The organism is Pseudomonas delhiensis (genome assembly GCF_900187975.1).
Taxonomy (GTDB): Bacteria; Pseudomonadota; Gammaproteobacteria; order Pseudomonadales; family Pseudomonadaceae; genus Pseudomonas; species Pseudomonas delhiensis.
The window spans coordinates 60,759-74,842 of the sequence record NZ_FZPC01000009.1 but is presented as its reverse complement, the minus strand read 5'-3'; the positions used below and the strand labels follow the sequence as shown (position 1 = coordinate 74,842).

General features: G+C 70.2%; 11 protein-coding genes. 6 read left to right on the top strand and 5 right to left on the bottom strand.

All coding sequences use genetic code 11. From position 1 onward, the window contains the following. Nucleotides 1-17 precede the first annotated feature (17 nt). Nucleotides 18-914: a LysR family transcriptional regulator gene (locus CHC02_RS10015; RefSeq protein ID WP_089391325.1), complete on the top strand. Its 897-nt coding sequence runs from the start codon at nucleotides 18-20 to the stop codon at nucleotides 912-914. 181 nt (nucleotides 915-1,095) lie between these two features. Here the strand turns inward: CHC02_RS10015 and CHC02_RS10010 are convergent, their stop codons facing one another. After that, entirely contained in the window at nucleotides 1,096-1,797 is a 702-nt protein-coding gene (locus CHC02_RS10010; protein ID WP_089391324.1) for a YebC/PmpR family DNA-binding transcriptional regulator, read from the bottom strand. Between the two features lie 131 nt (nucleotides 1,798-1,928). Then, entirely contained in the window at nucleotides 1,929-3,323 is a 1,395-nt protein-coding gene (locus tag CHC02_RS10005; RefSeq protein WP_089391323.1) for an aminotransferase-like domain-containing protein, read from the bottom strand. Between the two features lie 165 nt (nucleotides 3,324-3,488). Between CHC02_RS10005 and CHC02_RS10000 the strand changes: the two genes are divergently transcribed. Beyond that, on the top strand, nucleotides 3,489-4,262 hold the full coding sequence (locus tag CHC02_RS10000) for a class II aldolase/adducin family protein (RefSeq protein ID WP_089391322.1): 774 nt from the start codon (nucleotides 3,489-3,491) through the stop codon (nucleotides 4,260-4,262). 82 nt (nucleotides 4,263-4,344) lie between these two features. Then, nucleotides 4,345-5,376, top strand: coding sequence for an ABC transporter substrate-binding protein (locus tag CHC02_RS09995; RefSeq protein ID WP_089391321.1), 1,032 nt, complete (start codon nucleotides 4,345-4,347; stop codon nucleotides 5,374-5,376). Here the strand turns inward: CHC02_RS09995 and CHC02_RS09990 are convergent. The 3 genes from CHC02_RS09990 to CHC02_RS09980 form a co-directional block, all read right to left on the bottom strand. Then, complete coding sequence (locus CHC02_RS09990; RefSeq protein ID WP_089391320.1) at nucleotides 5,373-6,005, bottom strand: class I SAM-dependent DNA methyltransferase; 633 nt, start codon at nucleotides 6,003-6,005, stop codon at nucleotides 5,373-5,375. The two genes, CHC02_RS09995 and CHC02_RS09990, sit on opposite strands and share 4 nt — an antisense overlap. A gap of 429 nt (nucleotides 6,006-6,434) precedes the next feature. Beyond that, entirely contained in the window at nucleotides 6,435-8,201 is a 1,767-nt protein-coding gene (locus CHC02_RS09985; RefSeq protein WP_089391319.1) for an acyl-CoA dehydrogenase C-terminal domain-containing protein, read from the bottom strand. A 57-nt stretch (nucleotides 8,202-8,258) separates the two neighbouring features. Continuing rightward, on the bottom strand, nucleotides 8,259-9,881 hold the full coding sequence (locus tag CHC02_RS09980) for an acyl-CoA synthetase (protein WP_089391318.1): 1,623 nt from the start codon (nucleotides 9,879-9,881) through the stop codon (nucleotides 8,259-8,261). Nucleotides 9,882-10,046: 165 nt separating this feature from the next. Between CHC02_RS09980 and CHC02_RS09975 the strand changes: the two genes are divergently transcribed. The 3 genes from CHC02_RS09975 (at nucleotide 10,047) to CHC02_RS09965 (ending at nucleotide 14,032) form a co-directional block, all read left to right on the top strand. Then, nucleotides 10,047-12,296 (top strand): PAS domain-containing sensor histidine kinase, encoded by a 2,250-nt coding sequence (locus CHC02_RS09975; protein ID WP_089391317.1) that lies wholly within the window; start codon nucleotides 10,047-10,049, stop codon nucleotides 12,294-12,296. A 23-nt stretch (nucleotides 12,297-12,319) separates the two neighbouring features. After that, entirely contained in the window at nucleotides 12,320-12,967 is a 648-nt protein-coding gene (locus CHC02_RS09970; RefSeq protein WP_089391316.1) for a response regulator transcription factor, read from the top strand. Nucleotides 12,968-13,420: 453 nt separating this feature from the next. After that, complete coding sequence (locus CHC02_RS09965; protein ID WP_089391315.1) at nucleotides 13,421-14,032, top strand: eCIS core domain-containing protein; 612 nt, start codon at nucleotides 13,421-13,423, stop codon at nucleotides 14,030-14,032. The last annotated feature ends 52 nt before the right edge of the window (nucleotides 14,033-14,084 follow it).

The window sequence follows — 14,084 nt, the reverse complement described above, 5'->3', positions numbered from 1 at the left end:
CACACCTGGAGCCGGCGATGGACTGGGACAACCTGCGTTTCTTCCTCGAACTCTCCCGCGCCGGCAAGCTCACCGTGGCCGCGCGGCGCCTGGGCGTCGACCACACCACGGTGGCTCGGCGCCTGCAGGCGCTGGAAAAGAGCATCGGCGCGCAGCTGCTGGTGCGCGAGCCCTCCGGCTACCGCCTGACCGAGGCCGGGCACGGGCTGTTGCCGCAGGCCGAGGCCATGGAAAGCGCCTGCAAGGTGATCGAGAAGCGCCTGGCCGGGGCGGAGGACAACCTCTCGGGCAAGGTGCGCATCGGCGCCACCGAGGGCTATGGCTCGACGCTACTGACCTCGCAGCTGGTGGAACTTAACCGCCGCCACCCGCACCTGGGCGTGGACCTGCTGGCGGTGCCGCGGGCGCTGCAGCTGTCGCGCCACGAGGCGGACATCGTCATCACCCTGGAGCGCCCCGGCCGCGGGCCCTACCTGATCACCCGGCTGACCGACTACGTGCTGCGCCTGTATGCGGCCAGGGACTACCTGGCCGAGCGCGGCCCCATCCGCAGCCGCGACGACCTGCGCAAGCACGCACTGGTGGGCTACGTCGACGACCTGCTGTACAGCAAGGAATTGCAGTACCTGGACGAGATCGGCCGGCCGTTGCACATGGCCCTGCGCTGCACCAGCATCCTGGCCCAGCAGCGCGCGGTGGCCGAGGGCGCCGGCCTGGCCATCCTGCCGGCCTTCGCCGCGGCGGAGGACCCGACGCTGCAGCCGGTGCTGCCGGGCGAGATCGAGTTCGTGCGGACCTTCTGGATGCTGATGCCCACGGAGCTCAAGGACATCGCGCGGATGCGCACCACCTGGGACTTCCTCCGCGAGAAGGCCGAGGCGGGCCAGGCGGTGCTGATGGGGCGGGGAGCGTAGGGCGAATAACGCTCCGCGTTATCCGCCGTTTGGCCTTGGTCGAACCCCGATCGGGGCGAGCCCGGGCATTCTGGGGTGGGAGCGCCTGGCTCAGCCATGGCGTTGGCGGTGAAAAAGGTGAAACGGCGTATAACCGCGAACGGTTATACGCCCTACGCCCCTGGGGACCCGGCGCGTGGAGTCAGGCCAGGCCGACGTACAGGTTCTGCACGTCGTCGTTGCCGTCCAGGGCGTCGAGGAAGGCTTCGACTTCCTCCAGTTCCGCGCCGGACAGGCTCACCGGGTTCTTCGCCTTGTAGCCGAGCCTGGCCGAGACGACGTTGAAGCCGTGCTCGGGCAGGGCGCGGCAGACGGCGTCCAGGTCGGTGGCGTCGGTGAGGAACAGGGTGTCGCCGTCTTCCTCGCCGGGCTCGAAGTCCTGGGCGCCGGCCTCGATGGCGGCCAGTTCCGGGTCGGCATCGCTGCTGGCCGGGGTCGCTTCGACCAGGCCCAGGTAGTCGAAGTCCCAGGCCACCGAGCCGGAGGCGCCGAGCTGGCCCTTGCGGAACAGCACGCGGATTTCCGCCACGGTGCGGTTCACGTTGTCGGTCAGGCATTCGACGATGACCGGCACGCGGTGCGGGGCGAAGCCTTCGTAGACCACGCGCTCGAAGCTGGCGCCGCCGTCGAGCAGGCCGGCGCCTTTCTTGATGGCGCGCTCCAGGGTGTCGCGCGGCATCGAGGCCTTCTTGGCCTGCTCGACCACCAGGCGCAGTTTCGGGTTCATGTCCGGATCGGCGCCATTGCGCGCGGCGATCATGATTTCCTTCGACAGTTTGCCGAAGACGCGGCCCTTGGCGTTGGCGGCGGCTTCCTTATGTTTGGCTTTCCACTGGGCGCCCATGGTGTTCTCTTGGCTGGTTCGTGATGGGCGGCAAGTCTAAGCGCTGGCGCGGCGCCTGGCGATATCCGCCGGATCGACGCGAATGAGTCACCTTGTAGGAGCGCGCCCTGCGCGCGATTCGCGGGCAGGCCCTAGGAAGAGCCGTCCTGGCGGGCGAGGAAGTCGTACAGCCGCGCGTCCAGCGAATGGGCGACGTTGAAGCGCAGCCAGGGCACGTGGCGGCCGTCGGGCATGAACAACTGGCCGGGGAACAGCAGGATCTTCGCTTCCTTGGCCCGTTCGGCCAGCAGGGTGGCGTCGGCCACCGCGCGGTGGCGGGCCCAGAGGAACAGCCCGGCGCGCGGTTCGTGGAACAGTTCCAGGCCGGCCGCCTCCAGGCGCCGGGCCACGCTGTCGTGGGCCTCGCCGAGCTGCTCGCGGAGCTGGCGCACGTGCTTGCGCTGGCGGCCCTGGAGGAGGATGTCCAGGGCCAGGGTCTCGGTGAGTTCCGAGCTGGTCAGGCCGGCGACCATCTTCAGCGGCACCAGCTCGTCGATCAGCTCCGGGTGGGCGGCGATGAAGCCCACCCGCAGCGCCGGGGCTATGACCTTGGACAGGCTGCCGATGTAGATCACCCGGGCCAGCTGGTCGAGGTTGGCCAGCAGCAGCTGGCCGGCGGGGTCGAGGTCGGCGTAGATGTCGTTCTCGACGATCAGGAAGTCGTACTTCTCGGCCAGTTGCAGCAGGCGGTGGCTGGCGGCCAGGGACAGGCTGGCGCCGGTGGGGCTCTGCAGCCGCGCCTGGGTGAAGTAGACCTTGGGCCGGTACTCGCGCACCAGCTGTTCCAGGCGCTCCAGGTCCAGGCCGTCGGCGCTGCGCGGCACGCCCAGCAGTTGCGCGCCCTGCAGGCGCAGGTTGAGGAACAGGTTGTGGTAGCCGGGCTCGTCCACCAGCACCGGGTCGCCGCGCTGCACCAGGTAGCGCACCGCCAGGTCCAGGGCCTGGCTGGCGCCGCTGGTCAGCAGGACCTGCTCGGGGCTGGCGGCCACCCCGGCGTCGGCCAGGCGGTCGGCGAGCTTGCCGCGCAGGCGCGGGTTGCCCTTGCTGTGGCCGTAGTTGCCGAATTGCCGCGGCTCTTCCCGGGCCAGGGTGCGCAGGCCGCGCAGCAGGCCCTCGGCGTCCAGCCAGTGCTCGGGCAGCAGGCCGACGCCGGGGCGCAGTTCCATGCCCAGGGGCTGGAACACCTTGTGCAGCAGCAGGTGGGCGTCGAAGTCGAACTCCGGCGCGGGCGCCTCGGCGGCGTCCTCGCTGGCCGGGCCGCGCACGTAGAAGCCGGCGTTGGGCACGGCGTTCAGGCAGCCGCGCGCCACCAGGCGGTCGTAGGCCTCGACCACGGTGAAGTGGCTCACCCCGTGGCTCTGGGCGAACCTGCGGATGGAGGGCAGCTTGGCGCCGGGGCGCAGGCGCTGCTCGTCGATGGCCTGGGCGATGCCTTCGACGATCTGGGTGACCAGGGGCGTTTCGCAAGTGGGGTCGAGCAACAGCATCGAAGCGTCCGGTAGGGGGGAACGGAAACTGTACAGGCCACGCGACCATAACAGCACTGCAGGCAGTCCATCGCCCCTGTGCATGGCGGCGCCACGGCGGGCGCCGCACACTCCTGGGCAGAACGCGGCGCCTACGCCGCGCGAGCCTGATAACAAGGATTTGCCATGCGCGACACAGCTTACAACATCGACCCCGCGAGTATTTCCGCCGAAGAGTGGCAGGCCCGCTGCGACCTCGCAGCGCTGTACCGGCTGGTTGCGCACTTCCGCTGGACCGACCACATCGACACGCACATCTCCGCCCGCGTGCCGGGCGAGCCGGGCCACTACCTGATCAACCGCTACGGCGTGATGTTCCACGAGATGCGCGCCTCGGACCTGGTCAAGGTCGACCACGCCGGCGACGTCATCGACCCGCGCTTCGGCCCGAACAGCGTCAACCGCGCCGGCTTCAACATCCACTCGGCGGTGCATGCCGCGCGCCCGGACGTGGCCTGCGTGATCCACACCCACACCGCCGCCGGCATCGCCGTGTCGGCCCAGGAGGACGGCCTGCTGCCGATCAGCCAGCACGCGCTGAAATTCCACAACCGCCTGGGCTACCACGAGTACGAAGGCATCGCCCTGGACCCGGACGAGCGCTCGCGGCTGGTCCGCGACCTGGGTTCGAACATGGCGATGATCCTGCGCAACCACGGCCTGCTGGCCGCCGGGCGGTGCATCGCCGAGGCCTTCAACCAGATCTACTTCCTCGAACGCGCCTGCCAGGCCCAGGTGCAGGCCCTGGCCGGCGGCCGCCAGCTGCGCTACCCGCCGGAAGCGGTGCGCGAGCGCGTTGCCGTGCAGGAAGAGGAAGCCCTGGCCGGCGGCCTGCACCTGCTGGCCTGGGAGTCGGCCCTGCGCCTGATCGCCGACGGCGAGGCCGACTACCGCAGCTGATCCCTTTGCATGCGTCCCGGCCCGCAGAGGCCGGGCGCCTGGCGTGCTTGAAATCTGCCAACAACAAAGCCAAGAGGTGGAAATGAAGAACCCGATAGCGGCGGCCCTGCTCATGGGCCTGGCGTCCGGCGCCATGGCGGCCGACCTGAGCGTGATCTCCTTCGGCGGCACCAGCAAGGACGTGCAGACCGAAGCCTTCTACAAACCCTTCGAGAAGGCCACCGGCAACAAGGTGATCGCCGGCGAGTACAACGGCGAGATGGGCAGGATCAAGGCCATGGTCGACACCCACAGCGTCAACTGGGACGTGGTCCAGGTCGAGGGCCCGGAACTGCTGCGCGGCTGCGACGAAGGCCTGTTCGAGCAACTGGACCCGGCGCGCCTGGGCAATGTCGCCGACTACGTGCCGGGCACCGTGTCCGACTGCGGCGCCGGCCTGCTGGTGTGGTCCATGGCCATGGCCTACGACGCCAAGCGCCTGAGCACCGCGCCGACCGGCTGGGCGGACTTCTGGGACACGCAGAAATTCCCCGGCAAGCGCGCGCTGCGCAAGGGCGCCAAGTACACCCTGGAGATCGCCCTGCTGGCCGACGGCGTGCCGAAGCAGGACATCTACAAGGTGCTTTCCACCCCCGAGGGCGTGAACCGCGCCTTCCGCAAGCTGGACCAGATCAAGCCGTCGATCCAGTGGTGGGAGTCCGGCGCCCAGCCCATGCAGTTCCTCGCCAGCGGCGACGTGGTGATGAGCACCGCCTACAACGGCCGTGTGTTCGCCGCCCAGGAGGAAGGCGCGCCGATGAAGGTGGTGTGGAACGACAGCCTGTACGCCATCGACTCCTGGGCCATCCCCAAGGGCAGCCCGAAGAAGCAGGAGGCGGAGGACTTCATCGCCTTCTCGCTGCGCCCGGAGCAGCAGAAGATCCACACCGTGAAGCTGGGCTACGGCTCGGTCAACAGGCAGACCACCGCGCTGCTCGACCCGGCCCTGGTGGAGCGCCTGAACACCGCGCCGGCCAACCTGGAGCAGGCGGTGCCGGTGGACTTCGCCTTCTGGGTGGACCACGGCGAGGAGCTGGAGCTGCGCTTCAACGCCTGGGCGGCCAAGGCCAACTAGGGCTCGGCGCGGCGCCAGACGCTGGCCAGCCAGGGCTGCTGCTCGCGCGGCAGCCCGGCGGGCCGGTAGTAGTGTTCCAACTGCTCGAAGCCCGCCGCTTCGAGCAACTGCTTCCAGTGTTCCCAATCGTGGTAGGCGCCGTAGCGCGGGCCGTTCCAGCCCTCGGCATTGTCCCCGCGCGGGTTCGAGGCGAACAGCACGCCGCCGGGCTTCAGCGCCGCGCGCAGCTCTCCCAGCACCCGCGGCAGCTCCTGGCGCGGCACGTGGAACAGGCTGGCATTGGCATAGATGCCATCGAAGCGCGCCGCCGGCAGGTCCAGCGCCAGGAAGTCCTGCAGCCACACCTCGCAACCACTGGCCTGGCGGGCCATCTCGACGAAGTTCGGGCAGCCGTCCAGGCCCACCGGGGCGTGGCCCAGGGCCTTGAAGGTGTTCAGGTCGCGGCCGGGGCCGCAGCCGAAGTCGAGCAGGGCGAAGGGAGGCTCGCTGTGGATGTGCCGCAGCAGCGCGGCGATGTTCTGGCTGACGTCGTGGTTGCGGGTACCTTCGCGGAAGGCCTCGGCGCTGTCCTGGTAGTGCTGCAGGGTGAGGCGGGAGATGTCGCGCAGGGTCTGGTCGTCTAGGGACATGGCGGGCGTCGGTGAGTCGCTGGGACGGTCATTCTACGCCGGGTTTTTGGGGTGATGGGGGCTGGGGGGACTTGTAGGAGCGAGCTTGCTCGCGAACGGAGTTTCCCGGCCATGCCGGTGCCAGGCATGAGAGCGCCCTCTCCCTAACCCTCTCCCTGAAGGGAGAGGGGACCGTTCGGCAGACGCTGATGTTCTGAAGTCAGCCGGACGTTGCGGCATCCGGTTGAAACCATCCTTGCAGCCGGCACGGACAAGCCCCCTCTCCCTTCAGGGCGGGGCGCGCAGCCGAGGGCTGGGGAGAGGGGACGGCGTACATCCCAAACACCGCTGCTATCGGCTGGCACCCTTCGCGAGCAAGCTCGCTCCTACGAAATAAAAAAGCGCGGCACACCCCCGAAGGGCTGGCCGCGCAACACGCTCAACAGGGAATCAGAACTGCTCGGCCTCCAGCGCGTAGAGGCTTTCGCTGCCGGCGCGCACGGCGCTGGCCAGGGACTGGGTACGCGGCAGCAGGCGGGCGAAATAGAAACGCGCCGTAGCCAGTTTGCCCTGGTGGAAGTCATCGGCCTGGCCACTGGCGGCGCGGGCCATGCGCGCCCACATGTAGGCGTAGGCGGTGTAGCCGAACAGGTGCAGGTAGTCCACCGCCGCGGCGCCCGGCTCGCGCGGGTCTTCTTTGGCGCGCTCCTGGAGCTGCCGGGTGAGGGCTTCCAACTGCTCCAGGGCTTCCAGCAGCGGGGCGCTGAACTCGTCGTCCGCCACGGCCTCGGCGAAGGCGCGGATTTCCCCGGCGAACAGCGCCAGCAGCTCGCCGCCGTTGGCCAGCACCTTGCGCCCGACCAGGTCCAGGGCCTGGATGCCGTTGGTGCCTTCGTAGATCTGCGCGATGCGCACGTCGCGCACCAGCTGTTCCTGGCCCCATTCGCGGATGTAGCCGTGGCCGCCGAACACCTGCTGGCCGTGCACGCAGCTTTCCAGCCCGGTGTCGGTGAAGAACGCCTTGGCCACCGGGGTGAGCAGCGCCACCAGGCCTTCGGCGCGAGCACGCTCGGCGTCGTCGGTGGCGTACTTGGCGATGTCCAGCTGCTGCCCCAGGTAGGTGGCGAAGGCGCGGCCGCCCTCGGTCAGGGCCTTCATGGTCAGCAGCATGCGCCGCACGTCCGGGTGGACGATGATCGCGTCGGCGGCCTTGTCCTTCTGCTGCGGGCCGGTCGGCGCGCGGCTCTGCAGGCGTTCGCGGGCGTAGCCGACGGCGGCCTGGTAGGACATCTCGGCGCAGCCGATGCCCTGGATGCCGATGGACAGGCGCTCGTAGTTCATCATGGTGAACATCGCCGCCAGGCCCTTGTTCGGCTCGCCCACCAGCCAGCCGGTGGCGCCGTCGAAGTTCATCACGCAGGTGGCCGAGGCCTTGATGCCCATCTTGTGCTCGATGGAGCCGCAGCTCACGGCGTTGCGCGCGCCGAGGGCGCCGTCGTCGCCCACCAGCACCTTGGGCACCAGGAACAGCGAGATGCCGCGCGAGCCGGCCGGCGCGTCGGGCAGCTTGGCCAGCACCAGGTGGATGATGTTTTCGGTCAGGTCCTGTTCGCCGCCGGTGATGAAGATCTTGGTGCCGCTGATGGCGTAGCTGCCGTCCGCCTGCGGCTCGGCTTTCGTGCGGATCAGCCCGAGGTCGGTGCCGGCGTGGGGCTCGGTCAGGCACATGGAGCCGGCCCAGCGGCCTTCGTACATGGCCGGCAGGTACTTCTGCTTCAGCGCCTCGCTGGCGTGGGCGTCCAGCGCCAGGCAGGCGCCGGCGGAGAGGGTGGAGTAGAGGGCGAAGCTGGCGTTGGCCGCGTAGACCATTTCCTCGAACTGCACCGAGAGCATCTTCGGCATGCCCATGCCGCCGTACCCGGGGTTGCCGGCCAGGCCCACCCAGCCGCCCTCGGCATAGGTGGCGTAGGCCTCGCGGAAGCCGGCCGGGGTGCTGACCGCGCCGTCCCGCCATTGTGCGCCCTGTTCGTCGCCGCTGCGGTTGAGCGGGGCGAGCAGGCCGCCGGTGAGCTTCGCCGCCTCTTCGAGGATGGCCTCGGCGGTGTCGGCGTCGACGCGCTCGGCCAGGGCCGGCAGGCGCTGCCACAGGGCCGGGGCGTCGAACACGTCGATGAGCAGGAAGCGCATGTCGCGCAGCGGAGCCTTGTAGTCGGGCATGAGGGTACCTCGGCGCCCCGGCCAGGCCGGGGCGCTATCGCAAGTGGGAAGGGGACGTCAGAGCTTGTGGGCCCAGTCGCGCAGGACGAATTTCTGCACCTTGCCGGTGGAGGTCTTCGGCAGTTCGGTGAAGACCACCGTCCTGGGCACCTTGAAGCCGGCCAGGTGTTCGCGGCAGAAGGCGATGACCTGCTCGGCGGTGGTGTCGGCATGGCCGGTCTTGAGGGTGACGAAGGCGCAGGGCGTCTCGCCCCAGCGCTCGTCCGGGCGCGCCACCACGGCCGCCTCCAGCACCGCCGGGTGGCGGAACAGCACGCCCTCGACCTCGATGGTGGAGATGTTCTCGCCGCCGGAGATGATGATGTCCTTCAGCCGGTCGCGGATCTCCACGTAGCCGTCGGGGTGCCACACGGCCAGGTCGCCGGTGTGGAACCAGCCGCCGGCGAAGGCTTCCTCGGTGGCGCTGGGGTTCTTCAGGTAGCCCTTCATCACGGTGTTGCCGCGCATGAAGATCTCGCCGACGCTCTGGCCGTCGCGCGGCACCGGCTCCAGGGTCTTGGGATCGGCGACCATCACCCCTTCCAGGGTCGGGTAGCGCACGCCCTGGCGCGACTTGATCTTCGCCCGCTCGTCCAGCGGCAGCGCGTCCCACTCCTCGTGCCAGGCGCACACGGTGACCGGGCCGTAGACCTCGGTGAGGCCGTAGACGTGGGTGACGTGGATGCCCATTTCCTCCACCGCGCCTATCACCTTGGCCGGCGGCGCGGCGCCGGCGACCATGGCGTGCACCGGGTGGTCGATGGCGGCCTTGGCCGAGTCGGGCATGTTGATCAGCGCGTTGAGCACGATGGGCGCGCCGCACAGGTGGCTGACGCGGTGCTCGCGGATGAGGGTGAGGATCTTCTGCGGGTCCACCCGGCGCAGGCACACGTGGGTGCCGGCCAGCGCGGTGACCGTCCAGGGGTAGCACCAGCCGTTGCAGTGGAACATCGGCAGGGTCCACAGGTACACCGGGTGCTGGCCCATGGACCAGGTCATCTGGTTGCCCAGCGAGTTCAGGTAGGCGCCGCGGTGGTGGTAGACCACGCCCTTGGGGTTGCCGGTGGTGCCGGAGGTGTAGTTCAGCGAGATGGCGTCCCACTCGTCCCGCGGCCAGGCCCAGGCGTACTCGGGGTCGCCCTCGGCCAGCAGGGCCTCGTAGTCCAGGCTGCCGACTGGCTCGCCCTCGCCGTATTCCGGGTCGTCGACGTCGATCACCAGCGGCGGGTGGTCGAGCATGCCCAGGGCGGCGCGGATCACATCGTGGAACTCACGGTCTGTGATCAGCACCTTGGCCTCGCCGTGCTGCAGCATGAAGGCGATGGCCTCGGCGTCCAGGCGCACGTTGAGGGTGTTGAGCACCGCGCCGATCATCGGGATGGCGAAGTGCGCCTCCAGCATCTGCGGGGTGTTTGGCAGCATCACCGCGACCGTGTCGCCGCGGCCGATGCCGCGCCAGGCCAGGGCCGAGGCCAGGCGCCGGCAGCGCTGGTAGGTTTCGCGCCAGGTGCGGCGCAGGCTGCCGTGGATCACGGCGGTGCGGTCGGGGTAAACGCTGGCGGTGCGTTCGATGAAACTCAGCGGGGTCAGCGCGGTATGGTTGACCGGGGCAGGCGCGAGACCCTGTTCGAAGATCGACATGTAGACACCCTGTGGCTGATTGTTAGCTCATTGTTCTTGGCCGCCTGCAGGCTTGTCGGGCGGCTGATGGGGCGATTTATAGCAATCCCGAGATTGTTATGGAAGTACAACCATATGCTTATGGTATAAATACTATATAAAGACAAAAGCACCCGGACCGCCTCCATGCCTGAACTCAATACCCTGGTGCGCCTGCTCCGCGAGCCCGCGCCCCTGGCCGCCCAGGCCGACGCGCTGCTCGCCCTGTGCCGCGCCCGCGCGCCCCTGGCGCGTGCGCTCTACCTGGCCTGGCGGCCGCGCTCGCGCAGCTACGAGGCGCTGGGCGACGAGCGCCTGCCACCCGGCGCCGGCGACCCGCTGCAGGCCAACGACGAGGCCCTGCACGCCGCCTTCGCCGGGCGCCGCGACATGCCCCTGGACGAACTGCTGGCGCTGCCCGGCTGGCTGGGTGGGCGCCTGCGCCGCGCCGGCTGGAGCCACGGCCTGGCGCTGAACCTGGCGCTGGGCGGCGAGCCCGGCCTGTTGCTGCTGGCGGCGCCGGAGGCGGCCGCGCCCTGGCTGGGCTGGATCGGCGAGCTGCTCGACGAAGTGCTCGCGCTGGCCGGGGGCGCTCGGCGCAGCGCGCCGCTGCTGGCCGCCGAGCCGCTGCCGGCGTTGCTGCTGGATGGCGACGGGCACCTGCTCGATGGCAACCCGGCCCTGCGCCGCCTGGCCGCCGAGCTGGGCCTGGATGACGTGCGCGAACTGCTGCCGAGCAACCATCGCGAACTGCTGCGCAGCTGCCTGGCCCAGGCCCGCGCGGTGCAGGACGCGCCCAGCGAGCAGGGCGGCCGGCACTTCCTCTGGAGCTTCATCCCCGACGCCGGCCAGGCCGAGGTGCTGGTGCGCGGCCGCGAGGCCAGCGCGCAGATCGCCGGCGAACGCGAGGCGGCGCGGGCGCGGCGGCTGTACCGGCAGATCATCGAGAACACCAGCGACCTGATCTCGCGGCGCACCCTGGATGGCGTCATCCTCGACGCCTCGCCCTCGTCCTGGCCGCTGCTGGGCTACTGGCCGGAAGAGATGCGCGGCCAGTCGGTGCTGCCGCTGCTGCACCCGGACGACCGCAAGCGCGTGGCCCGGCATACCCGCGACGCCCTGGAGCAGGACGGCTACGCCACCCTGACCTACCGCCTGCGCCACCGCGACGGCCACTACCTGTGGTTCGAGACCGCCAGCCGCGCCATCCGCGAGACCTACACCGGGGCGGTGGTGGAGGTGGTCAGCGTATCCCGCGACATCACCGCACGGGTGCGCGCCGAGGAGAACCGCCGGCGCCTGGCCGAGGTGGTGGAGGCCAACGCCGACCTGGTGCTGTTCGTCGACGCCGGCGGGCGCCCCAACTATGCCAACCCGGCGGCGCGCAAGGCGCTGGCGCTGGGCGAGGAAAGCCTGCCGGCGAGCCTCGACGGGCTGTTCGACGAGGCCCTGCTGCGGCGCCTGGCGGCAGAGGGCTGGAACACTGCCGACGGCCAGGGCGTATGGCGCGCCGAAGGCCAGCTGCGGCCGCTGGGCGGCGGCGCGCCGGTGCCGGTGTCGCTGGTGCTGCTGGGCCACCGCGCGGCCGGCGGCGAGCGCTACTACTCGCTGGTGGCCCGCGACATGACCGAGCGCGAACTGCGCGAAAACCAGCAGCGTCGCCACCAGGACGAACTGGCCCACAGCGCGCGCCTGGTCACCCTCGGCGAGCTGGCCTCGGGCATCGCCCACGAGATCAACCAGCCGCTGGCCGCGGTGGTCAACTACGCCGGCGCCAGCCAGCGCTACCTGGCGGCCCTGGGCAGCAACCCGGAGGCGGCGCAGCGCGTGGCCCAGGGCCTGGCGCGCATCACCGAGCACGCCAACCACGCCTCGGAAGTCATCCGCCGCCTGCGCGCCTTCCTGCGCAAGGGCCAGCGCCGCCTGCAGGCGCTGGACGTCAACGAACTGGTGCGTGAGTCCCTGGGCCTGTGCGCCTGGGAAGCGGGGCAGGGCGGGGTAGCCATCGCCCAGGCGCTGGCGGAGAATCTGCCGCCGGTCTACGCCGACCGGGTGTTGCTGCAGCAGGTGCTGCTGAACCTGCTGCGCAACGCCATCGAGGCCAACCGCGAGCGCCACGCCGGCGCGCCTTCGGCCATCGCCATCGGTTCGGCGCTGGAGGCGGACGGGCGTTTGTGCGTGTGGGTGGAGGACAACGGCCCGGGGGCCGACGAGCAGACACTGGAGCGCATGTTCACGCCCTTCTACAGCAGCAAGCCGGATGGCCTGGGCCTGGGGCTGTCGATGAGCCGCGGCATGGTCGAGGGCTTCGGCGGCACCCTGGACGCGCGTCCGGTGGCCGACGGCCTGCGCCTGGAGTGCCGGCTGCCGGCGGCCGGCGAAGGGGGGCGGGGATGAACGGGGAACGGAAGGAGCAGGGGATGGAAGTGCCGCAAGAGGCGGTGGTGTACGTGGTGGACGACGACCCGGGCATGCTCGAGTCCACCGTCTGGTTGTTCGACTCGGTGGGCCTGAAGGCGCTGCCCTTCACCAGCGGCCGCGATTTCCTCGACGCCTGCCCGGCGGACGCCCACGGCTGCGTGCTGCTGGACGTGCGCATGCCCGGCCTGGGCGGGCTTAGCGTGCAGGAGGAAATGCGCCGGCGCGGCCTGGAGCTGCCGGTGATCTTCGTCAGCGGCCACGCCGACGTGCCCATCGTCATCCGCGCCTTCAAGGCCGGCGCGCTGGACTTCATCGAGAAGCCCTACAACGAGCAGCTGCTGCTCGACAGCGTGCAGCAGGCCCTGCAGTCCCGCGCCCGCCAGCACGCCTCGCGCGCCGGCCTGGGCGAGCTGGACGAACGCCTCGCTGCGCTCACCCCGCGCGAGCGCGACGTGCTGCTGCCGCTGGTGCGCGGCTACACCAACCGCGAGGTCGCCGAGCAGCTGGACATCAGCGTGAAGACCGTGGACCTGTACCGTGCCCGGGTGATGAAGCGCATGCAGGCGCAGACCCTCGCCGACCTGGTGGGCATGGCCATCGCCGCCGGGCTGGTGGACCCGCTGCGGTTGCGGCCGGAGGAGGCCTAGAGCACCCTCACCCCAGCCCTCCCCAGATACAGAGGGGGCCGTTCGGCGTCAACCTGTAGGAGCGGGCCCTGCCCGCGATTCGCGCGCAGGGCGCGCTCCTACAGGGGAATGGCGCGAGCGGGGCAGCGTAGGAGCGGATTTATCCGCGATTGTGCTGCCCGGGATCGACATATCGCGGACGGAGTCCGCTCCTACGACCGTGCCTCCCTGGAGCCGTAGGGCGGATAACCGTTCGCGGTTATCCGCCGATACACCGGGGCCATAGCCAGCGCCAAGGTCAACCCTGGCGCCGCCGGAAGCCAAGGCCAAACGGCGGATAACGCCATAGGCGTTATGCGCCCTACGTGAAACGCCGCTGACCACCGAGGCATCCCCGGGGAGCTAACCCCCCGCCGCCGTTGTCTGAAGCAAGGCGGGTATGCTCGCCCGCCTGCCTGAACCCAGGAGCCCCGCTTGTCGAAGTCCCGCCCGTCGCGCCCGCTGCTTTCACTGGTCCTTGCCGCCGGCCTCAGCGCCAGCGCGGCCCTGTATGCCTGCCCGGCCGGGCAGTCGGAAGTCTGCCTGGGCGGCTGCATCTGCGTCGCCGACCCCGACGGGGTGTTCGGCGTGCTCCAGGAGGACGCGCGCAACGTCGCCGCGCCGGCCCTGGCGCAGTGGCTCACCCAGTCCCGCGACCGCATGCTGGCCGCCGGCGTGCAGCCGCTGCCCCTGGACCTGCGCGTGCAACTGCAGGCCTGGTACCCGGACGACCTGCTGCAGGCGGTGCGCTACCGCGTCGGCCAGGGCCAGGACGTCGACGCCGCCAGCGCCATGCTGCAGAACCAGGACGTGGTCGCCGTGACCCTGATCGACGTGGTGGTGTTCCGCAACGAGGACGACGCCCTGCACGACCTGGCCCTCTGGGCCCACGAACTCAAGCACGTGCAGCAGTACCGCGAACTGGGCGTGGACGGCTTCGCCCGCCAGTACGTGCGCAACTTCAACACCCTGGAAGACCCGGCCTACGCCATCCAGAACCAGGTTTCTCGGGAAGTGCGCAGCGCCCGAGCTCCGGCCGGCGACTAGCCGGGCTTTCCTCCGCTGCGGTCATGCTGCCCTAGGGCGGGCGCGGCGGCGC